Below are 25,881 nucleotides of genomic sequence, written 5' to 3'. Positions count from 1 at the left end.
GCGCCGCCTGGGGCGGTCCGGGGTGCAGGAGGCGCGAACCGCCTCAGCCGACCGGGGCCGGCTCGGTCGCCGCGAGGGCCGCGTCGCGACCCCGGGCGCGTCCGACGGCGAGCCCGCGCTGCGAGGACCAGAAGCCGGCGACCATCGCCTCGAGCTCGGCGGCGCCCACGTTCGCGCCGAACGCCAACGAGCCGGGCTCGAGCGCGACGCCATCGGCGAGGCGGGGCACGACGACCGGGTCGAAGCCGATGGCGTCGACGATGCCCGCCACGACGGCGATCGCGGCCTCGTCGTCGGCGGCGAGGGCGATCGCGCGCCGCTCGGGGTCGCCTGCCGGGAGCGACCCCTCGTCGAGGTCGTGGTAGCCCATGTGGTTGAAGCCCTTGACGACGACCGAGCCGGGCAGGTGCCGCTGCACCTGCTCGCTGGTGGAGGTGCGCACGTCGGACAGGTCGTCGCGGAGGCCGTCGGTCTCCCACCAGTAGTTCATGGCGTCCACGACGAGCTTGCCGTCGAGGGCCTCGACCGGCACCGAGGGCAGCTTGCCGAGCGGCAGCGCGAGGACGACGACGTCGGCCGCGCGGGCGGCCTCCTCGCTCGTGACGGCCTGGGCACCCGGCGCGATGACCTCGACGACCAACCGGATCCGCTCCGGGTCGCCCGAGCCCGCGAGCAGCACCTGGTACCCGGCGCCGTGCAGCAGGCGGGCGAGGACGGTGCCGACCTTGCCGGCACCGAGGATCCCCACGGTCGTGGGCGTCGTGGCGGGTGTGGTCATGGGAGCTCCTCGGGGCGGTGGCGACGTGCGGCGTCCTCGACAACGAGTGTGGGGCATCCTGCATTCCCCGCGGTGATCGTGGCGACGGCCCCGCGTCAGTTCGCGCCGAGGTGCCGCGCGATGACGGTGCGCCAGTCGCGGTGCGCGGGGCGCGTGCCCCCCGCGGCGGCCATGGCGTAGCGGGGCCCGACGACGCGGAGGTGGCCGTGCACGACGCGCGCGCCGCCGATGATCTCCGTCACGGACCAGGTGTCCGGGCGGATCCAGGCGACGAGCACGGGGAACGAGCCCAGGTCGAGTCGGACGGGAGCGGCCTCCGCGGAGGCGGGCAGGCCGTCGAGGCCGGCCGGTCGGGGCGTCGGCGCAGCGATGTCGGCGGGTGCGGGTGCGTAGATGGTCACGACGTCTCCTCTGTCCGGGGGCGGGATGGTGGGGCCCGTCCGTCCACGAGGTGTTCGGAGGACTTCGGCATGACGATTGGTCACCTCTTCGGGGGGGGGGGGTGCAAGGGGCGTCGCCCCAGCGCGGCCGGGAGGACCCTCCCCCGTGTGGCACACTCGCTGATTGTGAAAATCATTATCGGTAAGACAGCGCTCCCCCTGGCCCTCGTGCCGGCGCTCGCCCTCTCGCTCGCCTCCTGCGCCGCCACGGCGGACGCCCCCTCCGCCGAGGGCCCCACCACGACCCTCTCGAGCTGCGGCCTCGACCTCGCCGTCACCGCGCCGCCGGAGCGGGCCGTCGCCCTCGAGCAGGGAGCCACCGAGCTCATGCTCGCCCTCGGCCTCGAGGACCGCATGATCGGCACGAGCTACCTCACCGACGCCGTCGCCCCCGAGCTCGAGGACGCCTACGCGCAGGTGCCGGTCCTCGCCGACCAGTACCCGACCACGGAGCAGCTCCGCGCCGCCGAGCCCGACTTCGCGTACTCGATGCGCGCCTCGGCCTTCGGGCCGGAGGCCGCCGGGGCCCGCACGGAGCTCGTCGACCTGGGCGTGCCGGCCTACCTCTCGTCCAACGACTGCGAGGACCCCGACCTCGTCACCGACGACGTCGGCTTCGAGCAGCTCTTCGCCGAGGTCGACGACCTCGCGGCGATCTTCGGCGTGCAGGACCGCGGCGACGCGCTCGTCGCCGAACAGCGCGCGACGCTCGACGACGTCGAGGCCGACGCCGGCACGACGGGGGACCCCTCCGTGGTGTGGCTGTACTCGACGGTGGAGGGCGCCCCGATCGTCGCCGGGGCGAACGGGCTGGCCCACACGCTCGGCGAGCTGGCGGGCGCCGAGAACGCCTTCGACGACCTCGACGCCCAGTGGGCGGAGACCACCTGGGACGAGATCGCGCAGCGCGACCCGGACGTCCTCGTGCTCGCCGACCTGTCCCGCGGCCTCGCGGGCGACAGCGCCGAGGACAAGATCGCGTCGCTGCGCGCCGACCCCGTGACCGCCAGCCTCGCCGCGGTGCGGCAGGACCACCTCGTCGCGATCCCCGCCACCGAGCTCGACCCGTCGGTGCGCAGCATCGACGCCCTGCAGACCCTCTCGACCGCCCTGGTCGACCTCTCGGAGGAGACCCGATGACCACCAGCTCGCCCACCTCCCCCGAGATCGCGGAGGCGCAGGCCCTGCTCGCCGCGTGGGACGCCCAACAGGCCGCCTACGTGACCGACCGTGAAGGACGCTTCGAGATCATGCTCGACGTCGTCGACCACGTCGTGCCGCAGGGCGGGGTCGTGCTCGACCTCGCCAGCGGCCCCGGCTCCATCAGCCGCCGCGTGCTCGACCGCCGACCCGACGTCACCTGCGTCGCCGTCGACTACGACCCCGTGCTCCTCGAGCTCGGTCGCACGGCCCTCGCCGACCGTGGGGACCACGTCCGCTTCGTCGACGCGGACCTCTGGGACCGTGACTGGACGACGGTGCTCGACGGCGTCGCGCCGCACGCGGTGCTCAGCTCGACCGCACTGCACTGGCTGCCCGCCGACGTGCTGGCCCGCGTGTACGCGGACCTCGCGGGCGTCGTGACCGAGCAGGGCGTCGTGCTGAACGCCGACCACCTGCGGCACGCCGACGGCCGCGCGCTGTTCGCCGAGCTCAGCGACCTCGACGACCAGCGGACGCAGGCCACGGGGAGGGAGGCGGGCGCCGCGACCTGGGACGAGTGGTGGGCCGACCTCGTCGCCGTCGAGCGGTACGGCCGACTGGCCGCCGAGCGCGAGCGCCGCTTCGCCGACCGTCCGCCGAACCCGGACCTCAGCCTCGCCTTCCACGTCGAGGCCCTCCGCGTCGCCGGGTTCGCCGAGGCAGGGCCCCTCTGGCAGCACCTCGACGACTTCGTCGTGCTCGCCCGGCGCTGACGTGACCAGGGCGCGCTCCGTCGCCACGCTGGCGGGCCTCCTGGTCGCCCTCGTCGCCGTCGCCGTCGTCGGCCTCGCGGCAGGAGGCGGCACGGTGACCTGGGCGCAGACGCTGCGCTCGGTGGGCACGCACCTCCACCTCCCCGTGGAGCCGCTGCCCCGCCTCACCGACTCGATCGTGTGGGAGCTGCGCGTGCCCCGCATCCTCCTCGCCGCGGTCGCCGGAGCGGGCCTCGCCGCCTGCGGCTGCGTGCTGCAGGCCGTGACCCGCAACGCCCTGGCCGAGCCCTACCTGCTCGGCGTCTCGTCGGGAGCGTCGACGGGCGCCGTCCTCGTGCTCGTGCTCGGCGTGGGGTCGGGCACCCTGTCGCTCTCGGCGGGGGCGCTGGTCGGCGGGCTCGTGTCGTTCGGCATCGTGTTCCTGCTCATGGGTCGTGGGCCCGTCACGTCGAGCCGCATCGTGCTCACGGGCGTCGTCGTCGGTCAGCTCTTCTCGGCGCTCACCTCGCTCGTCGTGACCGCGTTCGGCGACGCGGACTCCACGCGGGGCCTCACCTACTGGTTGCTGGGCTCGCTCGCCGCGGCCCGATGGTCCTCGGTGCTGCTGTGCACCGTCGTCGTGGTCGTCGCCGCCGCGGCGTTCCAGCTCGTCGCGCCGTCGCTCGACGCGCTCTCGTTCGGGCAGGACACGGCCGTGACGCTCGGCATCGACGTCCGCGCGCTGCGGGTCGTCGTGCTCGTCGGCGCTGCCGCGGCGACCGCCGCGATCGTGGCCGCGGTCGGCGCCATCGGCTTCGTCGGGCTCATCGTGCCGCACGCCGCGCGTCGGCTCGTCGGGCCGGGCCACCGCCTCCTGCTGCCCGTGTCGCTGCTCGCCGGGGGCGCCTTCCTGGTGCTCGCCGACCTGCTCGGCAGGGTGGCCTTCGCGCCGCAGCAGGTCCCGGTCGGCGTGGTCACGGCCCTCGTGGGCGTACCGGCCTTCTTGATCGTCCTGCGTCGGAGGGAGGCCGCGTGAGCACCGGAGGCTCGCTGTCGGCGCACGGGCTCGGTCGCGCGGAGCGCGGTGCCGTCCTGCTCGAGGGGGTCGACCTCCACGTCGACGGGGGCCGGGTGCTCGGCGTCGTCGGACCGAACGGCTCGGGCAAGTCGACGCTCGTGCGGTGCCTGGCGGGCATCACGGCCGCCGACGCGGGCGAGGTCCGGCTCGACGGTCGACCCCTCGGCGAGCACGGCGGCAGGCAGGTCGCGCGGCGCCTGGCCTTCGTCGGGCAGGAGACCGCCAGCGACATCGACCACCGCGTCGAGGACGTCGTGCGCCTCGGTCGCCTGCCCCACCGCGGCCGCCTCGGCGGTGCCGCCCGGGAAGACGACGACCTCTGCCGCCGCGCCCTCGCGGACGTCGGGCTCGAGGGGTTCGGACGCCGCCGGTGGAGCGGCCTCTCGGGCGGGGAGCGCCAGCGGGTGCAGGTCGCCCGGGCCCTCGCCCAGCAGCCCGCGGTGCTGGTGCTCGACGAGCCCCTCAACCACCTGGACGTGCGGCACCAGTTCGACCTGCTGCGCCTGCTCGCCGAGCGCCCGATGACGGTGGTCGTCGTCCTGCACGACCTGGCGTTGGCCGCACGGTGGTGCGACGAACTGCTCGTCCTCGCCGGCGGGCGAGCCGTGGCGTCCGGCCCGCCCGCGGACGTGCTCCACGAGTCGTCGCTCGCGGAGGTCTTCGGCGTGCGCGGCAGCGTGCGGGTGCGGGACGGCGTCGCCCTCGTCGAGCTCGAGGACAGCCTCCGCGCGACGCCCGCGGCCCCGGCAGATCACGGCTTGGTCACACCACCCCGTCACCACCCGTCACGGCCCTGCACGGCGTGCATCGGTGTGTGATGCTTCTCCTCAGCACGACCTCCACGTCGACGTCGTGCTGAACGGCACTCAACGAGGAGAACCACCATGCGAGCACCCTTGCACCGCGTCACCGTCCCCATGGCCGTCCTGGCCGCCTCCGGCCTCCTGCTGGTCGGCTGCTCCGGTGGTGCGGACCCCAACGACCCGAACGCAGGAGGCGGCGCGGGCGCCGGCGACGTCGGCACGGCCGACGGCGTGGTCGACGTCTACGGCACGATCAACGGCGACGAGGCGACGCTGCTCGAGGAGTCGTGGGCCGACTGGGAGGCCGAGAACGACATCGAGATCCGCTACACGGGCGACAAGGAGTTCGAGAAGCAGATCGGCATCAAGGTCCAGGGCGGTGACACCCCCGACCTCGCGATCTTCCCGCAGCCCGGCCTGCTGGCCGACACGGTCGCCTCGGGCAAGGTGCAGGAGCTCCCGGAGGACGCCCTCGCGAACGTCCAGGAGAACTGGTCGGAGGACTGGCAGGCCTACGGCCAGGTCGACGGCACCCAGTACGGCGCGCCCCTCATGGCGAGCGTCAAGGGCTACGTCTGGTACTCCCCCTCGCAGTTCGAGGAGTGGGGCGTCGAGGTCCCGGAGACGTACGACGAGCTCCTCGAGGTCTCGCGGACCATCCAGGAGAAGACCGGCACCGCACCCTGGTGCGCCGGCTTCAACTCGGGCGAGGCGTCGGGCTGGCCCGGCACCGACTGGGTCGAGGACCTCGTGCTCCGCAGCGGCGGCGCGGACACCTACGACTCGTGGGTGGCCGGCGACACCGAGTTCACCGACCCGGCGATCGCCGAGGCGTTCGACGCCGTCGGCGAGATCCTCAAGGACCCCGCGATGGTCAACGCGGGCTACGGCGACGTGAAGAGCATCAACTCGACCGCCTTCGGCGACGTCGCGACGAACGTCGCGAACGGCACCTGCGCCCTGCACCACCAGGCCTCCTTCTTCGAGGGCTTCCTCACCGAGGCGCAGAACGCCGACGGCGAGCCCGTGACGGTCGCCGAGGACGGCGACGTCTGGGCGTTCCTCACCCCGCCCATGGAGAAGGGCGACCCCGCGGCCGTCACCGGCGGCGGCGAGTTCGTGGCCGCGTTCTCCAACGACGAGGAGACCGCCAAGGTCCAGGCCTACCTCGCGAGCGCCGACTGGGCGAACAGCCGCGTCTCGCTGGGCGGCGTCATCAGCGCCAACAAGGGCCTCGACCCGGAGAACGCCGGCAGCGACCTGCTCAAGAGCGCCGTCGAGATCCTGCAGGGCACCGACACCACGTTCCGCTTCGACGGATCGGACCTCATGCCCAAGTCGGTCGGCTCCGACAGCTTCTGGAAGGGCATGGTCGACTGGATCGACGGCAAGGACACCGAGACGGTGCTCAGCGAGATCCAGGCCGGCTACACCTCCTAGTCGCACCGCGCCAGGGGCCACCGCCCGTCGGTGGCCCCTGGCCTCGCGCGCGCACGACGGCCCCACGGCACCCGGCGCACGCTCCCCCGTCGAGACCCGACCGTGAAAGGACAGCGATGTCCAGCTTCTTCCAGTGGTTGGCGGGAGTCCCGCCCCTGGCGCAGATCCCCCTGATCCTCCTCGCCTTCGCCGCGCTCGTCGGCGTCGTCCTGGCGTTCGTCGAGATCGCGCCACGACGTGGCCGTCCGTACACGCTGCTCCGCCTGGCCGTGTGCGTCCTCGTCCCGGTGGGGCTCCTCCTGGCGTTCGGGCTGTACGGCTCGGTGATGTGGGTCGCGGGCGTCGCCGCCGTGCTCGGTGGCGTGCTGTTCCTGCTCGACTACCGCTCCAAGCGCGGCGCGGGGTACCTGCTGCAGCTCATCGCGTTCATGGCCCCGGCCGTGTTCTTCCTCATCGTGGGGCTCATCTACCCGACGATCACCACGACCGCCCAGGCGTTCATGAAGAACGACGGGTCGGGCTTCGCGGGCCTCGACAACTTCATCTGGGTCTTCACCAGCCCCGACGGCGTGACCGCGTTCGTCAACACGCTCATCTGGGTGCTGCTGGCTCCGATCACCGCGACGGGCATCGGCCTCGCCTACGCGGTGTTCATCGACAAGAGCCGCGGCGAGAAGTTCTTCAAGCTGCTCGTGTTCATGCCCATGGCGATCTCGTTCGTCGGTGCCTCGATCATCTTCAAGTTCCTCTACGACGTCCGTCAGGGCGAGCAGATCGGCCTGCTCAACGGGATCCTCGTGCAGTTCGGCGCGCAGCCCGTCGACTGGCTCGGCCTCGAGCCGTGGAACACCCTGCTGCTCGTCGTCGTGCTCATCTGGACGCAGGCCGGCTTCGCCATGACCGTGCTCTCGGCGGCCATCAAGGGCGTGCCCGCCGAGCAGCTGGAGGCCGCCTCGCTCGACGGCACGAACGCCTGGCAGGCCTTCTGGAACATCACGGTCCCGGGCATCCGGACGACGATCATCGTCGTGCTCACGACGATCTCGATCGCCTCGCTCAAGGTCTACGACATCGTCTCGGCCATGACCGGCGGCCGCAACGACACGACGATCCTCGCGTTCGAGATGGTGCGCCAGTTCCAGCTCGGCAGCCGCGCCGGGTACAGCTCGGCCCTCGCCGTGATCCTCTTCGTGCTCGTGCTGCCGATCGTCGTCTACAACGCCCGCCAGATCCAGAAGCAGAGGGAGATCCGATGAGCACCACCCCGACCCCCATCGGCGTCCCCGTCTCCCAGGGCACCGAGCGCCAGCTCGAGCGCGGCCTGTCGAAGATCGAGGGCTCGAGCCGCAAGGTGCGGCGCGCCACGACGAGTCGCGGCGCCACCATCGCCGCCCTGGTCATCGCCGTGCTGTGGACGCTGCCGACCGCCGGCCTGTTCATCTCGTCGTTCCGGCCGGCGACCGAGATCAAGACCACCGGCTGGTGGACGGTCTTCAGCAACCCGGGCTTCACGCTCGACAACTACGTCTCGGCGCTCAACAGCGGCGACAGCCTCACGCTCGGCAAGGCGTTCCTCAACTCGCTCGTGATCACCCTGCCGGCGGCCCTCATCCCGATCACGATCGCCAGCCTCGCCGCGTACGCGTTCGCGTGGATCGACTTCAAGGGCCGCAACACGCTCTTCGTGCTCGTGTTCGCCCTGCAGATCGTGCCGATCCAGATGGCGCTCGTGCCGCTGCTCCGACTGTTCTCGGACGGCCTGCGCATCGGCGGGCTCTACATCCTCCCCGGGCTCGGGGTGAACGGCCTCGACGGGTCGTTCGCGAAGGTGTGGATCGCGCACACGATCTTCGCGCTGCCGCTCGCGATCTTCATGCTGCACAACTTCATCTCGGAGATCCCGGGCGAGGTCATCGAGGCGGCCCGGATGGACGGCGCGGGCCACGGGCAGGTGTTCTTCCGGATCGTGCTGCCGCTGGCGGTCCCGGCCATCGCCTCCTTCGGCATCTTCCAGTTCTTGTGGGTGTGGAACGACCTGCTCGTCGCGACCGTCTTCACGTCGGGGCGGGGCCTGCCGATCACGAAGGCCCTGCAGGACCTCTCGGGCTCGTACGGCCAGTCGTGGGAGCTGCTCACGGCCGGCGCGTTCATCTCGATCATCGTGCCGCTCATCGTGTTCTTCGCCCTGCAGCGCTTCTTCGTGCGGGGCCTGCTCGCCGGGGCGACGAAGGGCTAGGCGACCGGGTGCCCTCTCCGCAGGCGCTGTCCGAGGCCGACCGGCGCCTCGTCGCCGCGTGGGCCGCGGACTGCGCGGAGAGGGCCCTGCCGATGTTCGAGGCGGAGGCGCCCGACGACGACCGGCCGCGCGACGGCATCGCCCGGGCACGAGCGTTCGCGCGGGGCGAGCTCGACACGGCGGGCGAGATCCGTCGTCGGTTCGACGCCGGCCGCGCGGTCGGCTCCGTCACGACGCCGACCGCGGTCGCGGCGGCGCGGGCGGCCGGCCAGGCCTCGGGCGTCGCGCACATGGGCGCGCACGCCCTGGGAGCCGCCGCCTACGCGGTGAAGGCGGTCGAGCTCGGGGCGCCGGGCACGGGGGCCACCGAGATCGCGTGGCAGCTCGCGCAGCTCGACGGGCCGACCGCGGCGGCGCTGCACCAGCTGCCGCGGCTCGGTGAGGACCGCGCGGGGCCGCTCGGTGCGGGCCTCCTCGCGTCCGGAGCGCTCGGCGCGACGATCCGAGAGATCCAGGAGGCGCTGGGCCGCGGCCGCTGATCCCTCCCCCGGGTGGGCCACGCGCCGCCGACGGGGGCTCGCCGACCGCGTTCCCCCTGCGACGATGGCCGGGTGAACGACAGCCACGACCGACGCCGCCCCGACGTCACGACCGTCGACATCGTCGGCGGCCCGGAGGTGCTCCGGGTCGCCCTGCACGAGCACGACCCGCGGTGGGCGGTGACGTACCGGCACCACGAGCAGCGCATCCGGGACGCCCTCGCCGGGAGCGACGTCGACGTCGAGCACATCGGCTCGACCTCCGTGCCCGGTCTCGCCGCGAAGCCCATCGTCGACCTCGTGGTCGCCGTCGACGACATCACGGCCGAGGAGGACCACGTCGAACGGCTGCTCGCCGCCGGGTACGAGCTGCGCGTGCGAGAGCCCGGGCACCGCCTCGTGCGCACGCCGGCCCGCGACGTGCACGTCCACCTCTACGAACGGGACGATCCCGCGGTCGGCGAGTACCTCCTCCTGCGCGACCACCTCCGTGCGGACGCCGACGACCGGGACCTCTACGAGCGCACCAAGCGCGAGCTGATGGGTCGGCGCTGGGACGACACGAACGACTACGCCGACGCCAAGACCGCGGTGATCACCGCGATCAAGGAGCGGGCGAGGGCCGCCCGCGGGGGCTGAGCACGGCCGCGCCCGTCGCCGCTGCCCGGCGGGCCGCCCCGGCCCGCGTCGGCGGCCCGTGTCGGCGGCCCGGCTCAGCTGCCCGCGCGAGCGGTGCGCGCCAGGTGCCCGGCGAGCACGTCGCGGACGGTGGTCCACTCGTGCGGACCGAAGCGGTCGTCGTCGACGTGCCGCAGCTGCGCCTGGCCGCTGAACATGCTGACGAAGTACTGCATGCCCTGCCACGCGGGGAACGCCTCGTCGTCGTCCTTCGACAGGCGACGGCCGACCTTGCTCATCGCCGACAGGGTCGCCGTAGTGCCGGCCCACTGCAGGCCGAACGGCGTGCCGGTCAGCTCGGTCAGGGTGCGCGCGATCTGGCGGGCCGTCGTGCTCGACCCCGCGACCTCGACCACCCGCGGGGCGTCGGGGTCGAGGGCCACGAGGGCGGCGACGCGGGCGACGTCGTCCTTGGTGGTGAAGTCGAGCACCTGGTCGGCGCTCGACCAGTACAGGACCTTGCGACGACCGAACAGGACGAGCGGGGCGTCGCCCGTGAGCAGCTCGGTGAACATGCCGTTGAGCACCGACGTCGCGCGCACGGGCGCCGCGTCGACGTCGGCGGCGAACTCGCGGCGGAGCTCGAAGTTGCGGTTGCTGCCCACGTCGATCGAGCGGTAGTCGGCCGACCAGTCCGACGGCACGAAGCGGGGCACCCCCGCCTCCACCGTGGCCGCCAGCAGGGCGCGCTGTGCGTCGACGATCACGGACCGGGTGCCGCTGACCGCCGAGACCACGACGTCGACCCCGCGGGCCGCCTCGGTGAGGGCGGCGTGGTCGTCGTACGCCGCGACGACCACGTCGACCCGGTCGTCGGCCGCGAGGGAGGCGGCGCTCCCGCTGCCGGGACGGGTCAGCACGCGCACGCGGACGTCGTGCGTGAGGAGCTCGCGCAGGATGCGCTGGCCGAGGTCGCCGGTGGCGCCGGCGAGGAGGACGGTGGTGGTCATGGCGTGGGGTCTCGATCCGTCGGGGCGTGGTCGCGCACGCGGCGCGAGCGGTCGGGGGCGGCGACGGGATGGTCCGTCGCCGCGAGCTGGTCGGGGAGGCTCGACGGGACGTCGGCGGCTCCCAGGGCGACGCGGGCGAGCAGGCGCCTCAGCGTGAGCTGCTCCTCGGGGGCGAGGTGCCGCATCAGGAGGCCCTCGGTCGCGCGGAGCGCGGAGCGCGCGCTCTCGACGAGCACGAGCCCCGCCTCCGTGGGGCGCACCTGGCGCACACGGCGGTCGCGCGGGTCCGGCCGGCGGTCGACGAAGCCGCCCTGCTCGAGCGCGTCGACGACGTAGGTCATCTGGGTCTTGTCGATGCCGAGCCGCTGGGCCAGCGCGAGCTGCGACGACGGCTGCTCCGTCGTGATGGCGACGAGCACCTGGTAGCCCCGGGGGCCGCCCGGCACGTCGGCCACGGCGCCGGTGCCCGAGCGGACGAACCCGTCGAGCACGGCCGGCAGCGCCCAGCCGAGCTCCGTCTCGATGCCCCGCGCGCCCCAGTCGATCTCCGGCAGGTCGCCGTCGGTGGGCAGCGCCTCGTCGTTCGTCATGCTCAAACCGTACGCCATCGAGATCGTCTTGTGCCAAGATCATCTCGTCCAGTGAGGATCTGACCGGCCCAGTCCGTCGGCCGCCCCTCGCACCTCCTGAGAAGAGAGCCCCCATGACCAGCACCGCCGTCGTCCCGTTCACCCTCGAGGTCCCCCAGGCCGACCTCGACGACCTCCGCCGACGGCTCCTCGCCACCCGCTGGCCCGACCGGGAGACCGTCCCCGACACCTCGCAGGGGCCGAGGCTCGAGAAGGTCCAGGCCCTCGTCGAGCACTGGGCGACCGCCTACGACTGGCGCCGCACCGAGGCGCTGCTGAACGGCTGGGGCCAGTTCACGACCGAGATCGACGGGCTCGAGGTGCACTTCGTGCACGTGCGGTCGGCGGTGCCCGGCGCTCGCGCCCTGCTGCTGACCCACGGATGGCCCGGCTCCGTGCTGGAGTTCCGCCACGCCGTCGGGCCGCTCACGGACCCCGAGGCCCACGGCGGTCGCGCCGAGGACGCCTACGACGTCGTCGTGCCGAGCCTGCCCGGCTTCGGGTTCTCCGCCAAGCCCACCGGCACCGGGTGGGACCTGCGGCGCACCGCGGAGGCCTGGGCCGTGCTGATGCAGCGCCTCGGCTACTCGCGCTGGTTCGCCCAGGGCGGCGACCTCGGAGCGACCGTCACCGCCGAGCTGGCGGCCCTCGAGAGCGCCCGGGGCATCGGGCTCGCCGGCGTCCACTTCACCATGGCCCTCTTCACGCCCACCGACCAGGAGGCACGGGACGCGACCCCCGAGGAGCAGGCCATGCTCCGAGAGGGCGGCCACTACTGGCGGGAGCTCTCGGCCTACTCGCAGCAGATGGCGACCCGCCCGCAGACCATCGGATACTCGTTGACGGACTCCCCCGTCGGTCTCGCCGCCTGGATCTACGCCCTGTTCCAGGACGTCGGGGGCTCGCACGACGAGCACGGCGACGCGGAGGCCCTCTTCTCGCTCGACGAGATGATCGACGACATCATGCTCTACTGGCTGCCCGGCACCGGCGCCTCGGCCGCGCGGATGTACTGGGAGTCAGGCCGCGGTGGCTGGTCGAGCCCCGGCACCGTCGAGGCACCGCTGACCGTGCCCGTCGGCCTCAGCGTGATGCCCGGCGAGTACGTCCGCCGGTCGCGTCGCTGGGCCGAGCGTCGGTACGCCCGGCTGGTGCACTACTCGGAGGTGGCCCGTGGCGGGCACTTCGCGCTGCTCGAGCAGCCCGAGCTGCTCGTCGCCGACATCCGGGAGACCTTCCGGTCCCTGCGCTGACCGCACGCGGCGCTCCACCGCGTCGAGGACTAGGGCCCGCTCAGCGCTTCCTCGTCCGCCGCGACCTCCTCCTGCACGGCGAACTGGGTCCGGTGCAGCTCCTCGTACCGCCCGCTCAGGGCGAGCAGCTCGTCGTGCGTACCGCGCTCCACGATCGAGCCGTCCTCGACCACGAGGATCAGGTCCGCGCTGCGGACGGTGGAGAGGCGGTGCGCGATCACCATCGCCGTGCGCCCCTCGAGCGCCTCGCCGAGCGCCGCCTGCACGGCGGCCTCGGACGTCGAGTCCAGCGCCGCCGTCGCCTCGTCGAGGACGACGACGCGCGGCCGGGCGAGCAGGAGCCTCGCGATGGTCATCCGCTGCCGCTCGCCGCCCGACAGGCGGTAGCCGCGCTCCCCCACCATGGTGTCCAGCTGGTCCGGCAGGGACCGGACGAGCGGCTCGAGCCGCGCCCGGCGGAGGGCGTCCCACACCTCGTCCTCGGTCGCCTCCGGCCTCGCGAGGCGCAGGTTGGAGAGGAGGGTCTCGTGGAACAGGTGGCCGTCCTGCGTCACCATGCCCAGGGTGTGCCGCAGGGAGGCGAAGGTGACGTCGCGGACGTCCGTCCCCGCGAGGCGGACGGCTCCGCCGTCGACGTCGTAGAGGCGCGCGAGGAGCTGCGCGATCGTCGACTTGCCGGCACCGGACGTCCCGACGAGGGCGACGGTCTGACCCGGCTCGATCCGGAAGGACACGCCGTGCAGCACCTCCTCGCCGCCGCGGGTGTCCAGCGTGGAGACCTCCTCGAGGGAGGCCAGGGAGACCTTGTCGGCGGACGGGTAGGCGAAGCGGACGTCGTCGAACTCGACGGCGACCGGGCCGTCGGGGACGACGACGGCGTCGGGCTCCTCCCGGATGAGCGGTTCGAGGTCCAGCACCTCGAAGACGCGCTCGAAGCTCACCACGGCGCTCATGATCTCCACGCGGGCGTTCGCGAGGCTGGTCAGCGGCGCGTAGAGGCGGGTGAGGAGGAGCGCCAGGGTGACCACCTCGCCGGTGTCCAGCTGCCCGGCGAGCGCGAGGGCGCCGCCGAGCCCGTAGACGAGCGCGAGGGCGAGGGCGGAGACGAGCATGAGCGAGGAGACGAAGACGAACTGCAGCATGGCGGTCCGGACCCCGATGTCGCGGACGCGGGCGGCGCGGACCCGGAACTCCTCGGACTCCTCGTCGGGACGACCGAACAACTTGACGAGCGTGGCGCCGGGCGCCGAGAAGCGCTCGGTCATCTGCGTGCTCATGGCGGAGTTGTGATCGGCGGCCTCGCGGCGCAGCGCGGCCAAGCGTCCGCCCATGCGCCGCGCGGGCACCAGGAAGACGGGGAGCATGACGACGGCGAGGACCGTCACGAGCCAGGACGTGCTGAGCATGACGATCAGCGTGAGGACCAGCGCCACGAGGTTCGTGACCACACCGGACAGCGTGCCGCTGAAGGCCTGCTGGGCGCCGATCACGTCGTTGTTGAGGCGGCTGACGAGGGCGCCGGTCCGCGTGCGGGTGAAGAACGCGATCGGCATCTTCTGCACGTGGTCGAACACCGCGGTGCGGAGGTCCAGGATCACGCCTTCGCCGATGCGCGCCGAGAACCAGCGCGTCACGAGCGACACGGCCGCGTCGGCCACGGCCACGAGGGCGATGACGACGGCGAGCCAGACGATGGTGCGGACCTCGCCACGGGCGACGATGACGTCGACCACCCGGCCGGCGAGCACGGGCGTCGCGACCGCGAGGAAGGCCCCCGCGACGGAGAGGGCGATGAAGATCAGCAGCCTGGACCGGTAGGGCACCGCGAACGTCAGGATCCGCCGCACGGACTCGCGCGAGAAGCCGCGCTTCGCGTCCCTGGCGGTCGAGATCTTGTACAGCGAGCTCCAGGCCGCGCCTTCCATGCTCATGGTGGTTCCTTCCGTGGGCCCGAAGCCCGACCTCGAGGGCGCGCACCCGAGGCCCTGGTCCGCAGAAGAGGCAGGTGGAGGTGCGCCACGGAGCGACCCGACCCTCGGTGCCGTCCGGACGACGCGTGGTCCACACTACGGTCGATCCATGGATGAGCACCGTTCTGTCGTCGATGCCCGAGTCCCCCTCATCGGTGGTCACCGGCTCGTGGATCTGAGCCACACGATCGCCGAGGGCGTCGTCACGCTCCCCGGCGTCCCGGCCCCGGTCATCTCCCCGCACCTCACGCGCGCACAGGCGGAGGACAGGTACGCGCCCGGCACGACCTTCGTGATGGACGTCATCGACCTGCCGGGGAACACGGGCACGTACCTCGACACCGCCTTCCACCGGTACGAGGGCGGCGCCGATCTCGCCGCGCTGTCGCTCGCCACGCTGGTCGACCTCCCGACGGAGGTCTTCCACCTCACCGGCGCGACGGAGCGCGGGATCCCCGCCTCGGTGTTCCACGACCGCGACGTGCGGGGCAAGGCCGTCCTGCTGCACACCGGATGGGACCGTCACTTCGGTACCCCGGAGTACGGCACGGACGCGCCGTTCCTCACCGAGGACGGCGTGCACCACCTCGCCGAGCACGGGGTGGCACTGGTCGGCATCGACTCGGTGAACATCGACGACACGTCCGCCGACGCGCAGGGCACCCGCCCCGCGCACTCGGTGTTCCTGGCCTCCGGCATCCACGTGGTCGAGCACCTGACCGGCCTCGGGGACCTCCCCTCGAGCGGAGCCCTGTTCACCGCGGTGCCCCCGAAGATCGAGGGCTTCGGCACCTTCCCGGTCCGGGCCTTCGCGAAGGCACCGTGAAGCGCTCGATGGTGGCCGCACGCCCGGGCACGACGAGGTCCTCCCTCGCCGCCAGGGACGTCGTGTCTCGGTGGTGGCCACCTCACTGTCGGCAGCAGCCCTCGCGCTCCTCCTCGTGGTCGCGGTCGGCGTGCTGCCCGGCGACCACGTCCCACCGTTCTGGCGGCTGGCCCGTGAGCACGTGTCCGTCAGCGGTCACCCGGGTGCTCTCTCGGGCGTCCGGCCGCCGATCGGTCACCAGGCGTGGCTCCTGAGAGGATGACGGCGTGCGCACCTCTCCGTGGCCCGCTCGGAGCGGGGCCCTCCTCCTCCGCGATCCTCGGCCAGAGGATGCGGACCAGCTCATCGCTCTGCGGAACGGCCCCGTCGTCAACCGGTTCATGCTCCGCACCCACGTCGATCCGGACGCCTACGCCAGGGAGTGGGCGAGCATCGCCGACAGCGACAGCGACTTCTCGTGCGTCGCCGGGCTGGACGGCCGACTCGCCGGCTCGGGGTTCCTCGACGTCACCGACGGTCTGGGGTAACCAGGGATGCCCCGAGGCACGCAGGGCGTCACAGCGAGCTGCAACGCCGACAACATCGCCTCGGCCCGCGTCCTGGAGAAGAACGGCATGCGACGCGAACAGCACGGCGTCGAGGACTCCTGGCACGCCGACCTGGGCTGGGTCGACGGCTACCAGTACGCCATGCTCGATCGCGAGTGGGCCGTCGCTCGAACCTCCGACAGCCGATCCCCCATCGGGCTCCGCAGGAGCAGGTAGCGGGAAGATGACCCATGAGCACCACACTCCTCGAGGACGTCGAGGTCTGGGGCCTCCTCCCCCGTGAGATCACGTACCTCGCTGCCCAGCTGACCGGGTTGGCCACGGCCGGGTCAGGCTTCGCCGGGTACTACTTCCCGCTGTGGTTCCTGCTCCTGGCGGCTGCTGCCGGAGCCGTAGCGAGCATCTACCTGCTGCGACTGACGAAGCACCTTCGGAAGCTCGGCTACAGCGCGGTCCCGAGTGACGACGGGAGGGACACGACCACCGGCCTCGGTGAGCGATCGGCTACCGGGACGACGAGCGCTCCTGACGGGCAGGAGGAAGCCATGGACTCCGAGGGATCTGCTCCGAGCCGTTCTGGCTCGCCACTCCGCCGCGTCGTCGTGGTCGGCGGCATCCTGCTGGCTCTGGTCGCTGCAGGAGGAACGGGATCGCGGGTCATCGGTCCGCCCCGTCGCGACCGCACGTGACCGTTCGATCGGCGATCGGCTATCGGACGTCGGTTCCCAAGAAGCGCAGGACCTGGCGCACCGTCTGCTCCAGCGGTCGCGTGCTGTCGACGAGGAGCCGGTCGTCGGTGCGGGGCTCGTACTCGACTGCCGTGCGCTGCACGTGCTCCCACGTCGGCAACGTGAAGCCAGGAAGGTCGTTCACTCGCTGCTCCACCCGCCGGCGGTGCTCGTCGGCGTCGGGACACACGACCTCGATCACTCGGAGCGACGCTCCCGCCTCCTGAGCGGTCGACACCCACCCGGCACGTGCCGGCTCGACGCCACTGACAGCATCAGCGATGACGAGTCGGCCCCGTCGGAGGTTCGGGACCGCGATCGCGTGCATGACCGAGTAGGAGGCGATGCCAGACTGCTCGGGCGGGATGCCGTACTTCCACAGGGCAGCCTCGATCGCATCGACGCGCAGCCACAGTGCCGGAACCTGCTCCGCGATCGCAGCGGACAGCGTGGACTTTCCAGCTCCCGGGAGCCCGCACACCTGGACCAGCATCTTCAACTCCATCGTCGACCGTGCCGACTGTCTACTGGACAGGATCGAACGGCGCCAGCGGCAGCTCAGGAGATGCCGGTGCACGGGCCCTGGTCCCCGACGACCTCGACACGGAGAAGTCGGCCCGAGGGATCGAGGTCGAGCTCGATGTCCCCGCTGCCCTCACGCCCCACGACGACGTGCTCGACGGCTTCGCCGTCCGCGATCCCGATGCCGATCGTCTGTCGGGACGTCATGGTCGGGGAACAGCGTGGCTCGCTCGCACCTCGAGTTGAGGGCTCAGCGGGACGTGCGCTTCCGCGCCGAACGGGGCGGCGCCGCCCGGAGGTGCTCGCTCACGCGGCCGAGGATCCGGGCGAGCTCCTCGGCATCGTCGTCGGTCACGGGAGCGAAGAGCAGGCCATGGACGGTCTCGATGTGCCCCGGGAAGACTGCCGCGAGGACGTCGCGGCCCGCTCCGGTGATGGCGACGACGGTGCTGCGCTCGTCGTCGGGCGACGGAGCGCGCGAGACCAGGCCGCGCTGCTCGAGCAGCTGCGCCTGGTAGGTGAGGCCGCTGCGGCTGTGGACCACGCCGTCGGCGAGGTCGGTCATCCGCTGCTGCCCCTCTGGGTCGTCGCCGAGTCGTGCCAGGAGCTGGAACTGGACGTAGCTCAGCCCGCCCGCCTCCCGGAGCTGCTTCTCGACCGACGGCCGGAGGAGCGAGCTGACCTCGGTGAACGCGAAGTACGCGGCGAGCTGCGCCGGCGTGAGGGCGGGCGAGGCGTCGGTCATGTTCCCTACCCTACCCGTTGCTTCCAGTTCGAAGCAGTGCTACGGTCACCATCTTGCTTCGAAATCGAAGCACATGACGAGGGAGAACATCATGAAGGCAGTGCGTTTCGAGCAGGTCGGCGGCCCCGAGGTCCTCGAGCACGTCGAGATCGAGCAGCCCGCGCCCGCGGCGGGAGAGGTGCTCGTCCGCGTGGCGGCATCCGCGTACAACGCGGCCGACGCGGGCATGCGGGGCGGGTTCCTCCCCATCCCGGTCGCGCTCCCCCACGTGCCCGGCTACGACGTCTCCGGGACGGTCGAGGCCCTGGGCGACGGCGTCGACGGCCTGGCCGTCGGGGACGAGGTCATCGGCTTCCTGCCGATGGAGAGCGACGGAGGTGCGGCGGAGTTCGTCGTCGCCCCGGCCGACGCCCTCCTCACCGCCCCGACGAGCATCCCGCTCGCCGACGCGGCGGCCCTGCCGTCCGTGGCGTTGACGGCCTGGCAGGCCCTCGTCGACGACGGCGACCTCCAGGCCGGCCAGCGCCTCCTCGTCGTCGGGGCGGGCGGCGTCGTCGGCAAGTACGCGATCCAGCTCGCGAAGCGCCTCGGCGCCCACGTCATCGCCACCGCCAGCCCCCGTAGCGCCGACTCCGTGCGGGCCGCCGGTGCCGACCAGGTCGTCGACCACACCGAGACCGACGTCATCGGTGCCCTCGAGGGGCAGGTCGACGTGCTGCTCAACCTGGCACCGCTCGACCCGGCGCAGTTCGAGGCCGACGTGGCCGCCGTCCGCGACGGCGGAGCAGTCGTCAGCACGACCGCTTTCATCGCCACCCCTGGCGACGAGTCGCGCGGCGTCCGCGCCGCGACAGTGTTCGTGAGGCCCGACCGCGACCGCCTCCGGCAGCTCGTCGCACTGGTCGACGCCGGCGAGCTCACGGTCGAAGTGGCCAGGCGCATCTCCCTGGCCGAGCTGCCCGCCCTGCACGCCGAGGCAGAGGCGGGACGCATCGCGGGCAAGGTCGTCGTGCTCCCCTGATGACGCCGCCGAGCAAGGGATCGCGCCGGGTCATCGGGCGTCGCCGGCCCGGTGGTGCATCGCCTGTCGGACGCCGCTCTACCGCGGGTCGCGGTGGAGGACCGGTCGCGTTCGAGTCTGGCAGTGCCCCAGAATCGCTACATGGATGAACTCGCACCCTTGGGACAGTTCGAGGGCGAGCATCGAACGGGCACCGTGAGGTGGTTCAACCGCGAGCTGGGATGGGGTCACGGCGACGCCGCCGTTCGTCTCGCCGACGGATCTTCTCCTGAGACGGCCCGTCACTCTTTGCCCTATCAGCGAGAACGGCTTCGACGACCCAACGAGCGAGGCCGATCACCATCAGGCCAGTGCCGCTCCACATCGCGGCGGATCGTCCGGCTTCCCTGGTGCCCGCGATCACGGCGCCGCCGGAAAGGATGAGAAAGAGGCCGATGCCGCCGATGAGCGCGGTGACAAGTCTCGGGCGAGGGGAGCCCATGGCCCGGGTGATATCGAGCAGGTCGCGATCACGCCGCATGCGGCGAGCGTACGGCGTGGACGTGCACGGTGATCGATCGTCTATCGGGCAGGTGACGTTCAGCCCGAACCGTAGCGGAACTCACGCTGAACCTGCGCGAAGTCGTAGACCTCGAGCTCGAGCGCATCGGCCAGAAGATCCCCTTCAGAGAGCGAAGCATCCTTCTGGTCCGCGGTGTCCCGACCCGTTTCGGCGAGGTGCCGCTCGAAGAACTGGCACCACTCGCGCAGCCGGTGAGCAAGCTCCATCGAGAGCCCGTAGTCCTCAGGCTCCATCGTCTACTTGCCCGTGCCGTCCTCCCAGAGAGGATAGGCATGACCCCAGTCGACGAAGAACCGGATCGAGCGCAACTCACGGTCGCGGCGGCGACGCTCACGCTCGAGGACTCGCTCCACGGAGATCGCTGGTGACACGACCAACTCGACCTGCGTCACGGGATCAACGACGATGCTCTCCCCTTCCACGACATCATGATCCCACCAGGTCACCGTCGCAGTCACCGATGACCGAACGGGCACGAGGCGCGCGCCGCTCTTCCAGATCAGGACGCCCCCCTGCAGAGACAGCTCGTAGAAAGGCATGGGCATCGTCCACGCTCTCTGCTGCAGGATCTACGACAACTGATCTCTCCACCAGATCCAAGCACTTTCCGCAAGGAGCACCGAGCACACGGCGCCTGATGCTATGAATGCCGCAGTGAGTGCCCGAAAGCTGTCTGAGAGATTGCTCACCGCAGAAAGCATCTGAATGGCGATCAGGAGCGACGAGCCACCCGCAGTGAATCCGACGACCAACATGCGGACCAACAGCTTTGAGCTCTTCATGAAGAGCCGAGCCACTGCCGCGATGACGGCGACACCGAGGCCTACGGCTGCGCCTACAGGGATGGTGATGAGAGCAGGTACTAAGCCGACCATCGCGCTCAAGGCCAGTCCCTGGAGCGAAAAAGCATCGCTTGAAGCCAGCGCCGACGTCATGAGAGTGCCAACGGCTGGCGAGATCAGGCCGACCGACGCGCCACCAAAGAAGCCAAAGGTAAGGTAAGGCACGAACATCAGGAAATTTTCTACGCGCTTACCCGTAGGGACCCCTTGCTCCACTCACCGAAGCCCGTACAACACGTACTGATCGACCGTGACGCTCGCTACCACGCTCCAGCTCCAGCTTTCGGGTACGGACCACCTTGACAAGGTTACGACCCTCGTAGCCCGCGTCGACGATACTCACCCACTGTTCGGCCTCGTGGTCTCGAGCCAGGGCCGCTAGCCCCAGAGCGAGACGCTCCGCCAGACGATCGTCCGACTCCTTGGACCAGACCGATGGTGGACCTTTCCTCGATGGGGTCGAGTATGAAGCCCTTCGGATGGCGCGTTTTCGGCTGCGTCGTTGCTCTCATCGTCATGGTCGTCCTCGGCGGCTTCATCGTCCAGAGCTGCGGTGCAGTCGCGGCCTGACTCACGGGGTCGTGCCGCCGAGGAACGAGCCGCCTCTGCGGCTATGGCGCTGCCTCGCGCGAGGATCCCCTTGTGCGCCCTCCGTGGCCGTCGTGCACGGCAGCTCGCTCAGTGCACCTCGATCCAGCTGAACGTCGCGTTGCTCCACCACGGCACCGCGGCCGGGACCTCACCACTGCTCCATCCGAGGAGGTGCGCCTACACGGGCAGGGACGCGAACACCCCACCCCCGAGAGCGACCACCACCAGCGCGACCCGCCCCAGCACCGAGAGGCGGTGCAGTTTCGCGGCAGGGCCGCGAGACAGGGCCACAGCGGCGGCGGAAAGTCCCGCCCCGAGCACGATCAGAGCCCAGCCGACGAGCACCGGGGCGTGCGTCTCGATGATGACGAAGACGTCGGGCCTGACGAAGGGGATGCTTCCACCGTCGCTCATCGAACTCGCCGGCGCCTCGCCCCTCGCGGAGGGCCACAGCACGACGAGTGCGAGCAGAGGCAGAACTGTGAGCCAGATCTGCGCCAGGGCCGTCCTGGTCGACCGGAACCCACTTACTGCCTGCATGCACCGTGTCTACGGCGTCACGAGGCCGTCTACGACCACCTTCGGAATGACATCGTCGGGCGTCCCGATGCACGATCCCCTATCGGGACAGGCCACCACACCCTTTTCTTGGTCGAAAAGAATGTTGTATCAGCAGGTGCAGCTTGGTCGGATCAGTGCTTGACTGAGCCTGGCGGAGACGCCACGGCGGTGGGGCTCGCCGTCACCAACCTCGACTCAGGTCGACAACAGTCCCTATCTCATCCACTGGCGTGCCCAGGAACCGAGATAGGAGACCAGATGACCACCGACACCATCGTCGTCGGAGCTCATACCCGGACGGCCGACACCGTTCTCTCGAACGCCGCCCGGTTCGCGGCCCGGCTGTCGGCACAACTCGTCGTCGTGCAGGTCGACGACTCCCGCGCCCCCGCTGACCCCGACGACGCCAGCGGCCGAGGGGCGACCGTTCCCCTCGACCCAGACGAGTACGACGACGTCGCCGCCGACAGATCTGCCCTCGAGGCGACGGCAGCCCGGCTCCGCACCGACGCGCAGATCACGGTCGACATCCGTGTCCTCGCCGGTGATCCCGCGAAGGCGTTGGCCCGCGTCGCCGCCGACACGCACGCCGTGATGATCGTCGTCGGATCCTCGAACGGTCTCGCCGCGGGCCTGAAGGCTGCACTGCACGGGTCCACGGCATCGTTCCTCATACACCATCAACCCGTGCCGGTGCTCGTGGTGCCGGTCTCGAAGGCCCGGCCGTGACGACCCGGATCGCCCTCGTGCGACACGGCCAGAGCCAGGCCAATGCCGACGGGCTGTTCACCGGCATCACCGACTCACCCCTCACGACCGGAGGCCGTGAAGAAGCCCGCCGTGCTGCACACCTGCTCGACGAGGCGGGTTTCCGCCCGGCGTCGATCCTGTGCTCGCCGCTGGCCCGTGCGACCGAGACTGCCCGCATCATGGTGTCCGAGAACCAGTGGACCGTGCCCGCCACCGTCGACGTGCGACTCCGGGAACGCGACTACGGCGACCTGACCGGACGGACGAAGGCGGATGTTCGCCGCTCAGCCGGCGAGGAGGACTTCACCCTGTGGCGGCGCTCACTGGACATCCCGCCCCCGCCGTCCTCCGACGCGCAGTTCGCGAAGCTGTGGGCTCAGGACGCCCTTCGTCAGGTGGATCCCTCGAACCGCACCCGGGCCGAGAGCCTGCTCGACGTCATCGTCCGGGTCCGCCCCGTCGCCGAGGCGGTCAAGGCCGGTGCCCCCGGCGGCACCGTGCTCGTGGTGGGCCACGGCAACAGCCTCCGCGCACTCTGCCTGTTGCTCGACGCGCTCACCCCACTCGAGGTCGCCGCGCTCAACATCCCGACCGGCCACCCCCTGATCTACGACCTCGCCTCCGACGGGCATCCGCTGACGCGGGGCGGCACGTATCTCGACCCGGCCGCAGCGGCCCTCGCCGCCGCGGTCATCACCCACGAAGGAGGAACCTGACATGAACGACTACATCAGCAACCGCACCATCCACACCCATGACGTCGGCACCTACGTCACCCACGGCGGTGCACACCCCGTCCAGATCGTGTCCGCCCTCGGGCGGTCCATCCTGGACTCCCGAGGCTTCCCCACCGTCCAGGTCGACCTCGAACTCGCCGATGGCACCCTCGTCTCGGGCGCCGCCCCCGCAGGAGCCTCGACCGGTGCCCACGAGGCCGTGGAACTCCGAGACGGAGGTGCAGCGTTCGGTGGCAAGGGCGTCCGGAAAGCGGCAGAGATGGTCACCACCGAGATCAGCGACCTCCTGACCTCACGCCCGTGGGCCGGGATCAGCGAGATCGACCGTGCCCTCGCCGACCTCGACGGCACCCCGAACTGGTCGCGGCTCGGCGCCAACGCCGTCGTCGCCACGTCGATCGCGGCGTCCCGAGCGCTGGCCCGCGAAGCCGGCCTATCCCTGCACCGGTGGATCGCCCTGCTGTCGGGGGCGAACGAATCGCTCCCCGTCCCGCACTTCAACGTCCTGAACGGAGGCGCCCATGCAGCCAACGACCTCGATTTCCAGGAGTTCATGATCGCTCCCGTCGGGGCGACCAGTGAGGAGGAAGCGGTGCAGACCGGCGCAGAGGTCTATCATGCCCTGAAAGCGCTCGTACAGACCCGCTACGGCACCGCGGGCCTCGGCGACGAGGGCGGCTTCGCCCCGGCGATCAGCAGCCCCGAGGACGCCCTCGACCTCATCGTCCAGGCGATCACCGACGCCGGCCACCGGGCGGCGCTCGACGACGTCGCGATCGCCCTCGACCCTGCCGCGAACGGGTTCGGCGACGGAGACGGCCGGTACCGGGTCGCCGGGCAGGACCTCGACCGTGCGGCCCTCGCGGACCGGTACGGTGCACTGCTCGACGCGTACCCGATCAGGAGCATCGAGGACGCGTTCCACGAGGACGACCACGACGGGTGGGCGCTGATGGCGTCGAGGTTCGGCGGCCGCGTGCAGCTCGTCGGCGACGACCTCTACGTGACCGACCCCGAAAGGATCGCCGAAGGTGCCGAGAAGGGCTGGTCGGACGCCGTCCTCATCAAGCCGAACCAGATCGGCTCCGTCAGCCAGACCCTCGACGCGATCGCCACCGCTCGGTCGCACGGCATGGCCTGCATGGTGTCGCACCGCTCCGGGGAGACCACCGACACGTTCATCGCCGACCTCGTCGTCGGCACCGGGGTCGGCCAGATCAAATCCGGTGCCCCCGCACGCGGGGAGCGGGTCTGCAAGTACAACCGCCTCACCGACATCGAAGCCGATCAGCCCGGACTCCCCTACGGCCTCAGCACGAAGGACGATGCATGACCACCCCCTCACCCGACTCATCGTTTCCGCCGCTGCCCTCGAGGAGAGGCGACGAGTTCGACGGGCTGGGCCCGAACCCGGACCTCGATGTCGACGACTCCACGGGCACCGAACGACCTGTGCACCTGCGGTGGCGGTTCATCGGACTCGTCACCCTCGGTGGCACGATCGGCACGGGCCTGCGCGAAGCCCTGGCGTTGAGCTTTCCCGCAGCACCGGGCAGCATCCCCCTGACGATCCTGCTGATCAACGTCGTCGGTGCGTTCGCGCTCGGCCTCCTGCTCGAGTCGCTGATGCGACGAGGGTCGGACGCGGGTCGCCGACGCGACCTGCGCCTCCTCGTCGGAACAGGCGTTCTCGGCGGGTTCACCACCTACAGCGCCCTCGCGGTCGACACCGCGACCCTGCTCGGTGACGCGCTGCCGATCTCGATCGCCTACGGTGTGGGATCGGTCGTGCTCGGCGCCGTGGGTTCCTGGGCCGGCATCACCGGCGGTGCCGCCCTCCATCGCCGTTCTGAGGCGGCGTCGTGATCGCCCCGTGGCTCTTCGTCGCGATCGCGGTCGCCGGTGGCGTGGGTGCGGCCCTGCGCCTCGTCGTCGACGGCGTCGTCCGCAGCACGTGGTCGGCCCCCATCCCGCTGGCGACCCTGGTCATCAACGTCAGCGGGTCGTTCGTGCTCGGCTTGCTCACCGGTCTCGCCGACCACGCGGGGATGCCCCGAGAGTGGCTGCTCGTCGCGGGCGGCGGGCTCATGGGCGGCTACACCACGTTCAGCACCGCAAGCGTCGAGACCGTGCGCCTCGTAGCCGAGAAGAAATGGGTCGCGGGAATCGCCAACGGCGCGGGCATGCTGCTGCTCGCCGTCGCTGCCGGGCTCGTCGGCCTCACCATCGGCACGTCATGACACCCTTCTGCTGACGAGTCGCGAATGCTCGTGGGGGCTGCCGTCGGGGCATGCTCGTGGTTGCATCAGGTTCGCGGCCGCTTCGTGCAGCCGCACCAGTCCGCGGCCGCCGACTCCCCTTTCCGTTTCGACATACAAGTGCGCAGGAGAAAGCATCATGAGCAACACCGTCATCCATGACTTGGTTTCCGAGATGCTGGGTCGGCTTCCGTCCGGTGGAGGCATCGTGGCTGTGGATGGCGATGCTGGCGAGCAACTCTCGGACATGGGCAGTCAGTTGGCTCGGGAGATCAACGCGAGAGGCCTCACGTCGTCCGTCCGAGCATTCACGGGCGCAGACTTCGAGCCCTCGACCGCCAGCACGGACGTGGTGTTGGTCGTCGGCGAAGGCGCGTTGCAGCCTGGCGTCCGGACGCGGTGGAACTGGACTCTGTGGGTGGAGGCCTCCGGGGTGCGTGATCCGGCGAGCAACGACCGCAGTGCGGTGGCGTTCGAGAGCTACCGGTCGCGTGACGAGCC

General features: G+C 71.2%; 34 protein-coding genes. 21 read left to right on the top strand and 13 right to left on the bottom strand.

The window, feature by feature from the left end:
• Positions 1 to 43: 43 nt before the first annotated feature.
• On the bottom strand, positions 44 to 778 hold the full coding sequence (locus ACYVHQ_RS12850; RefSeq protein WP_460513657.1) for an NADPH-dependent F420 reductase: 735 nt from the start codon (positions 776 to 778) through the stop codon (positions 44 to 46).
• A gap of 95 nt (positions 779 to 873) precedes the next feature.
• Positions 874 to 1,179 (bottom strand): hypothetical protein, encoded by a 306-nt coding sequence (locus ACYVHQ_RS12845; RefSeq protein ID WP_460513655.1) that lies wholly within the window; start codon positions 1,177 to 1,179, stop codon positions 874 to 876.
• A 165-nt stretch (positions 1,180 to 1,344) separates the two neighbouring features.
• Here ACYVHQ_RS12845 and ACYVHQ_RS12840 point away from each other — a divergent pair, with 165 nt between their 5' ends.
• From ACYVHQ_RS12840 to ACYVHQ_RS12800, 9 genes are all read left to right on the top strand, one after another.
• Positions 1,345 to 2,358 (top strand): ABC transporter substrate-binding protein, encoded by a 1,014-nt coding sequence (locus ACYVHQ_RS12840; RefSeq protein WP_460513654.1) that lies wholly within the window; start codon positions 1,345 to 1,347, stop codon positions 2,356 to 2,358.
• On the top strand, positions 2,355 to 3,134 hold the full coding sequence (locus ACYVHQ_RS12835; protein WP_460513652.1) for a class I SAM-dependent methyltransferase: 780 nt from the start codon (positions 2,355 to 2,357) through the stop codon (positions 3,132 to 3,134). Before ACYVHQ_RS12840 ends, ACYVHQ_RS12835 begins: the two co-directional genes overlap by 4 nt.
• Before the next feature lies 1 nt (position 3,135).
• The gene (locus ACYVHQ_RS12830; RefSeq protein ID WP_460513650.1) at positions 3,136 to 4,149 is read left to right on the top strand and encodes a FecCD family ABC transporter permease; all 1,014 of its coding nucleotides are present in this window, start codon (positions 3,136 to 3,138) and stop codon (positions 4,147 to 4,149) included.
• The gene (locus tag ACYVHQ_RS12825; RefSeq protein ID WP_460513648.1) at positions 4,146 to 5,009 is read left to right on the top strand and encodes an ABC transporter ATP-binding protein; all 864 of its coding nucleotides are present in this window, start codon (positions 4,146 to 4,148) and stop codon (positions 5,007 to 5,009) included. Before ACYVHQ_RS12830 ends, ACYVHQ_RS12825 begins: the two co-directional genes overlap by 4 nt.
• Before the next feature lie 66 nt (positions 5,010 to 5,075).
• Complete coding sequence (locus tag ACYVHQ_RS12820; protein WP_460513646.1) at positions 5,076 to 6,434, top strand: ABC transporter substrate-binding protein; 1,359 nt, start codon at positions 5,076 to 5,078, stop codon at positions 6,432 to 6,434.
• A 116-nt stretch (positions 6,435 to 6,550) separates the two neighbouring features.
• A complete protein-coding gene (locus tag ACYVHQ_RS12815) occupies positions 6,551 to 7,690 on the top strand; it encodes a carbohydrate ABC transporter permease (RefSeq protein WP_460513643.1) in 1,140 nt (379 codons plus the stop codon).
• Positions 7,687 to 8,670, top strand: a complete 984-nt coding sequence (locus tag ACYVHQ_RS12810) for a carbohydrate ABC transporter permease (protein ID WP_460513641.1) — start codon at positions 7,687 to 7,689, stop codon at positions 8,668 to 8,670. The genes ACYVHQ_RS12815 and ACYVHQ_RS12810 overlap by 4 nt, the downstream gene beginning before the upstream one ends.
• An 8-nt stretch (positions 8,671 to 8,678) precedes the next feature.
• Positions 8,679 to 9,209, top strand: a complete 531-nt coding sequence (locus tag ACYVHQ_RS12805) for a putative immunity protein (RefSeq protein WP_460513640.1) — start codon at positions 8,679 to 8,681, stop codon at positions 9,207 to 9,209.
• Between the two features lie 72 nt (positions 9,210 to 9,281).
• Entirely contained in the window at positions 9,282 to 9,848 is a 567-nt protein-coding gene (locus ACYVHQ_RS12800; protein WP_460513638.1) for a GrpB family protein, read from the top strand.
• Between the two features lie 74 nt (positions 9,849 to 9,922).
• Here the strand turns inward: ACYVHQ_RS12800 and ACYVHQ_RS12795 are convergent, their stop codons facing one another.
• Both ACYVHQ_RS12795 and ACYVHQ_RS12790 read right to left on the bottom strand, forming a co-directional pair.
• Positions 9,923 to 10,837: an NmrA family NAD(P)-binding protein gene (locus tag ACYVHQ_RS12795; RefSeq protein ID WP_460513636.1), complete on the bottom strand. Its 915-nt coding sequence runs from the start codon at positions 10,835 to 10,837 to the stop codon at positions 9,923 to 9,925.
• Entirely contained in the window at positions 10,834 to 11,427 is a 594-nt protein-coding gene (locus ACYVHQ_RS12790) for a MarR family winged helix-turn-helix transcriptional regulator (protein WP_460513634.1), read from the bottom strand. The genes ACYVHQ_RS12795 and ACYVHQ_RS12790 overlap by 4 nt, the downstream gene beginning before the upstream one ends.
• A 113-nt stretch (positions 11,428 to 11,540) precedes the next feature.
• Here ACYVHQ_RS12790 and ACYVHQ_RS12785 point away from each other — a divergent pair, with 113 nt between their 5' ends.
• The gene (locus ACYVHQ_RS12785; protein WP_460513632.1) at positions 11,541 to 12,719 is read left to right on the top strand and encodes an epoxide hydrolase family protein; all 1,179 of its coding nucleotides are present in this window, start codon (positions 11,541 to 11,543) and stop codon (positions 12,717 to 12,719) included.
• A gap of 29 nt (positions 12,720 to 12,748) precedes the next feature.
• On the opposite strand, the gene ACYVHQ_RS12780 is transcribed toward ACYVHQ_RS12785, so the two are convergent.
• Entirely contained in the window at positions 12,749 to 14,650 is a 1,902-nt protein-coding gene (locus ACYVHQ_RS12780) for an ABC transporter ATP-binding protein (RefSeq protein WP_460513630.1), read from the bottom strand.
• Between the two features lie 148 nt (positions 14,651 to 14,798).
• Here ACYVHQ_RS12780 and ACYVHQ_RS12775 point away from each other — a divergent pair, with 148 nt between their 5' ends.
• The 4 genes from ACYVHQ_RS12775 (at position 14,799) to ACYVHQ_RS12760 (ending at position 16,752) form a co-directional block, all read left to right on the top strand.
• A complete protein-coding gene (locus tag ACYVHQ_RS12775; protein WP_460513628.1) occupies positions 14,799 to 15,515 on the top strand; it encodes a cyclase family protein in 717 nt (238 codons plus the stop codon).
• Positions 15,516 to 15,895: 380 nt separating this feature from the next.
• Positions 15,896 to 16,042 (top strand): hypothetical protein, encoded by a 147-nt coding sequence (locus ACYVHQ_RS12770; protein WP_460513626.1) that lies wholly within the window; start codon positions 15,896 to 15,898, stop codon positions 16,040 to 16,042.
• A gap of 6 nt (positions 16,043 to 16,048) precedes the next feature.
• On the top strand, positions 16,049 to 16,279 hold the full coding sequence (locus ACYVHQ_RS12765; protein WP_460513624.1) for a GNAT family N-acetyltransferase: 231 nt from the start codon (positions 16,049 to 16,051) through the stop codon (positions 16,277 to 16,279).
• A gap of 14 nt (positions 16,280 to 16,293) precedes the next feature.
• Positions 16,294 to 16,752 carry a hypothetical protein gene (locus tag ACYVHQ_RS12760; protein WP_460513622.1) on the top strand — a complete coding sequence of 153 codons (459 nt, stop codon included), beginning with the start codon at positions 16,294 to 16,296 and terminating at the stop codon, positions 16,750 to 16,752.
• A gap of 19 nt (positions 16,753 to 16,771) precedes the next feature.
• Here ACYVHQ_RS12760 and ACYVHQ_RS12755 read toward each other — a convergent pair whose 3' ends face one another.
• From ACYVHQ_RS12755 to ACYVHQ_RS12745, 3 genes are read right to left on the bottom strand one after another with little or no spacing between them, the layout of a single operon-like run.
• Entirely contained in the window at positions 16,772 to 17,296 is a 525-nt protein-coding gene (locus ACYVHQ_RS12755) for an AAA family ATPase (protein ID WP_460513620.1), read from the bottom strand.
• Positions 17,297 to 17,349: 53 nt separating this feature from the next.
• A complete protein-coding gene (locus ACYVHQ_RS12750) occupies positions 17,350 to 17,520 on the bottom strand; it encodes a hypothetical protein (protein ID WP_460513618.1) in 171 nt (56 codons plus the stop codon).
• Positions 17,521 to 17,563: 43 nt separating this feature from the next.
• Entirely contained in the window at positions 17,564 to 18,058 is a 495-nt protein-coding gene (locus ACYVHQ_RS12745) for a MarR family winged helix-turn-helix transcriptional regulator (RefSeq protein ID WP_460513617.1), read from the bottom strand.
• Positions 18,059 to 18,149: 91 nt separating this feature from the next.
• On the opposite strand from ACYVHQ_RS12745, the gene ACYVHQ_RS12740 reads away from it, so the two are divergent.
• Positions 18,150 to 19,079, top strand: a complete 930-nt coding sequence (locus ACYVHQ_RS12740; RefSeq protein WP_460513615.1) for an NADP-dependent oxidoreductase — start codon at positions 18,150 to 18,152, stop codon at positions 19,077 to 19,079.
• A 205-nt stretch (positions 19,080 to 19,284) separates the two neighbouring features.
• On the opposite strand, the gene ACYVHQ_RS12735 is transcribed toward ACYVHQ_RS12740, so the two are convergent.
• The 5 genes from ACYVHQ_RS12735 to ACYVHQ_RS12715 all read right to left on the bottom strand — a co-directional run bounded on the left by ACYVHQ_RS12735 (position 19,285) and on the right by ACYVHQ_RS12715 (position 21,614).
• Positions 19,285 to 19,599, bottom strand: a complete 315-nt coding sequence (locus ACYVHQ_RS12735; RefSeq protein ID WP_460513613.1) for a hypothetical protein — start codon at positions 19,597 to 19,599, stop codon at positions 19,285 to 19,287.
• A 59-nt stretch (positions 19,600 to 19,658) separates the two neighbouring features.
• Positions 19,659 to 19,874, bottom strand: coding sequence for a hypothetical protein (locus ACYVHQ_RS12730; protein ID WP_460513611.1), 216 nt, complete (start codon positions 19,872 to 19,874; stop codon positions 19,659 to 19,661).
• Between the two features lie 3 nt (positions 19,875 to 19,877).
• Positions 19,878 to 20,180, bottom strand: coding sequence for a hypothetical protein (locus ACYVHQ_RS12725; protein ID WP_460513609.1), 303 nt, complete (start codon positions 20,178 to 20,180; stop codon positions 19,878 to 19,880).
• Positions 20,181 to 20,210: 30 nt separating this feature from the next.
• The gene (locus tag ACYVHQ_RS12720; protein ID WP_460513608.1) at positions 20,211 to 20,654 is read right to left on the bottom strand and encodes a hypothetical protein; all 444 of its coding nucleotides are present in this window, start codon (positions 20,652 to 20,654) and stop codon (positions 20,211 to 20,213) included.
• 597 nt (positions 20,655 to 21,251) lie between these two features.
• Positions 21,252 to 21,614 carry a hypothetical protein gene (locus ACYVHQ_RS12715; protein WP_460513606.1) on the bottom strand — a complete coding sequence of 121 codons (363 nt, stop codon included), beginning with the start codon at positions 21,612 to 21,614 and terminating at the stop codon, positions 21,252 to 21,254.
• A gap of 279 nt (positions 21,615 to 21,893) precedes the next feature.
• Between ACYVHQ_RS12715 and ACYVHQ_RS12710 the strand changes: the two genes are divergently transcribed.
• The 6 genes from ACYVHQ_RS12710 to ACYVHQ_RS12685 all read left to right on the top strand — a co-directional run.
• Positions 21,894 to 22,364 carry a universal stress protein gene (locus tag ACYVHQ_RS12710; protein WP_460513604.1) on the top strand — a complete coding sequence of 157 codons (471 nt, stop codon included), beginning with the start codon at positions 21,894 to 21,896 and terminating at the stop codon, positions 22,362 to 22,364.
• A complete protein-coding gene (locus tag ACYVHQ_RS12705) occupies positions 22,361 to 23,101 on the top strand; it encodes a 2,3-bisphosphoglycerate-dependent phosphoglycerate mutase (RefSeq protein WP_460513602.1) in 741 nt (246 codons plus the stop codon). Before ACYVHQ_RS12710 ends, ACYVHQ_RS12705 begins: the two co-directional genes overlap by 4 nt.
• A gap of 1 nt (position 23,102) precedes the next feature.
• Entirely contained in the window at positions 23,103 to 24,455 is a 1,353-nt protein-coding gene (gene eno, locus ACYVHQ_RS12700; RefSeq protein WP_159825006.1) for a phosphopyruvate hydratase, read from the top strand.
• Positions 24,452 to 24,988 carry a fluoride efflux transporter FluC gene (locus tag ACYVHQ_RS12695; protein WP_460513600.1) on the top strand — a complete coding sequence of 179 codons (537 nt, stop codon included), beginning with the start codon at positions 24,452 to 24,454 and terminating at the stop codon, positions 24,986 to 24,988. Before eno ends, ACYVHQ_RS12695 begins: the two co-directional genes overlap by 4 nt.
• Positions 24,985 to 25,362, top strand: a complete 378-nt coding sequence (locus ACYVHQ_RS12690) for a fluoride efflux transporter FluC (protein ID WP_307785063.1) — start codon at positions 24,985 to 24,987, stop codon at positions 25,360 to 25,362. The genes ACYVHQ_RS12695 and ACYVHQ_RS12690 overlap by 4 nt, the downstream gene beginning before the upstream one ends.
• Before the next feature lie 157 nt (positions 25,363 to 25,519).
• The coding region (locus ACYVHQ_RS12685; protein WP_460513597.1) for a hypothetical protein at positions 25,520 to 25,881 on the top strand (362 nt) is incomplete at its 3' end.

It is taken from the genome of Frigoribacterium salinisoli, assembly GCF_054781095.1.
Note: the sequence above shows the minus strand (reverse complement) of the source record. Positions and strands in the feature narration are given on the sequence as shown.

Coding starts and splice junctions, on each gene's coding strand:
- ACYVHQ_RS12850 (WP_460513657.1), bottom strand. CDS start 778: ATGACCACACCCGCCACGACGCCCACGACCGTGGGGATCCTCGGTGCC.
- ACYVHQ_RS12835 (WP_460513652.1), top strand. CDS start 2,355: ATGACCACCAGCTCGCCCACCTCCCCCGAGATCGCGGAGGCGCAGGCC.
- ACYVHQ_RS12820 (WP_460513646.1), top strand. CDS start 5,076: ATGCGAGCACCCTTGCACCGCGTCACCGTCCCCATGGCCGTCCTGGCC.
- ACYVHQ_RS12815 (WP_460513643.1), top strand. CDS start 6,551: ATGTCCAGCTTCTTCCAGTGGTTGGCGGGAGTCCCGCCCCTGGCGCAG.
- ACYVHQ_RS12810 (WP_460513641.1), top strand. CDS start 7,687: ATGAGCACCACCCCGACCCCCATCGGCGTCCCCGTCTCCCAGGGCACC.
- ACYVHQ_RS12795 (WP_460513636.1), bottom strand. CDS start 10,837: ATGACCACCACCGTCCTCCTCGCCGGCGCCACCGGCGACCTCGGCCAG.
- ACYVHQ_RS12790 (WP_460513634.1), bottom strand. CDS start 11,427: ATGACGAACGACGAGGCGCTGCCCACCGACGGCGACCTGCCGGAGATC.
- ACYVHQ_RS12785 (WP_460513632.1), top strand. CDS start 11,541: ATGACCAGCACCGCCGTCGTCCCGTTCACCCTCGAGGTCCCCCAGGCC.
- ACYVHQ_RS12780 (WP_460513630.1), bottom strand. CDS start 14,650: ATGAGCATGGAAGGCGCGGCCTGGAGCTCGCTGTACAAGATCTCGACC.
- ACYVHQ_RS12775 (WP_460513628.1), top strand. CDS start 14,799: ATGGATGAGCACCGTTCTGTCGTCGATGCCCGAGTCCCCCTCATCGGT.
- ACYVHQ_RS12770 (WP_460513626.1), top strand. CDS start 15,896: ATGCTCCGCACCCACGTCGATCCGGACGCCTACGCCAGGGAGTGGGCG.
- ACYVHQ_RS12765 (WP_460513624.1), top strand. CDS start 16,049: ATGCCCCGAGGCACGCAGGGCGTCACAGCGAGCTGCAACGCCGACAAC.
- ACYVHQ_RS12760 (WP_460513622.1), top strand. CDS start 16,294: ATGAGCACCACACTCCTCGAGGACGTCGAGGTCTGGGGCCTCCTCCCC.
- ACYVHQ_RS12755 (WP_460513620.1), bottom strand. CDS start 17,296: ATGGAGTTGAAGATGCTGGTCCAGGTGTGCGGGCTCCCGGGAGCTGGA.
- ACYVHQ_RS12750 (WP_460513618.1), bottom strand. CDS start 17,520: ATGACGTCCCGACAGACGATCGGCATCGGGATCGCGGACGGCGAAGCC.
- ACYVHQ_RS12745 (WP_460513617.1), bottom strand. CDS start 18,058: ATGACCGACGCCTCGCCCGCCCTCACGCCGGCGCAGCTCGCCGCGTAC.
- ACYVHQ_RS12740 (WP_460513615.1), top strand. CDS start 18,150: ATGAAGGCAGTGCGTTTCGAGCAGGTCGGCGGCCCCGAGGTCCTCGAG.
- ACYVHQ_RS12735 (WP_460513613.1), bottom strand. CDS start 19,599: ATGCGGCGTGATCGCGACCTGCTCGATATCACCCGGGCCATGGGCTCC.
- ACYVHQ_RS12730 (WP_460513611.1), bottom strand. CDS start 19,874: ATGGAGCCTGAGGACTACGGGCTCTCGATGGAGCTTGCTCACCGGCTG.
- ACYVHQ_RS12725 (WP_460513609.1), bottom strand. CDS start 20,180: ATGCCTTTCTACGAGCTGTCTCTGCAGGGGGGCGTCCTGATCTGGAAG.
- ACYVHQ_RS12720 (WP_460513608.1), bottom strand. CDS start 20,654: ATGTTCGTGCCTTACCTTACCTTTGGCTTCTTTGGTGGCGCGTCGGTC.
- ACYVHQ_RS12715 (WP_460513606.1), bottom strand. CDS start 21,614: ATGCAGGCAGTAAGTGGGTTCCGGTCGACCAGGACGGCCCTGGCGCAG.
- ACYVHQ_RS12710 (WP_460513604.1), top strand. CDS start 21,894: ATGACCACCGACACCATCGTCGTCGGAGCTCATACCCGGACGGCCGAC.
- eno (WP_159825006.1), top strand. CDS start 23,103: ATGAACGACTACATCAGCAACCGCACCATCCACACCCATGACGTCGGC.
- ACYVHQ_RS12695 (WP_460513600.1), top strand. CDS start 24,452: ATGACCACCCCCTCACCCGACTCATCGTTTCCGCCGCTGCCCTCGAGG.